The organism is Secundilactobacillus silagei JCM 19001, from assembly GCF_002217945.1.
Classification (GTDB): domain Bacteria; phylum Bacillota; class Bacilli; order Lactobacillales; family Lactobacillaceae; genus Secundilactobacillus; species Secundilactobacillus silagei.
Genome location: NZ_BCMG01000074.1, coordinates 1 through 235 on the forward strand (window position 1 = coordinate 1; position 235 = coordinate 235).

At 51.5% G+C, this 235-nt stretch carries 1 rRNA gene; it reads left to right on the top strand.

Going from position 1 to position 235, the window contains the following annotated elements:
* Window positions 1-235 (top strand): 16S ribosomal RNA (locus CES79_RS12620); the annotation flags it as partial.

Here is a 235-nt window from a genome sequence, read left to right on the forward strand (position 1 = left end):
TGAAACTCAAAGGAATTGACGGGGGCCCGCACAAGCGGTGGAGCATGTGGTTTAATTCGAAGCTACGCGAAGAACCTTACCAGGTCTTGACATACTGTGCTAACCTAAGAGATTAGGTGTTCCCTTCGGGGACGCAGATACAGGTGGTGCATGGCTGTCGTCAGCTCGTGTCGTGAGATGTTGGGTTAAGTCCCGCAACGAGCGCAACCCTTATTGTCAGTTGCCAGCATTTAGT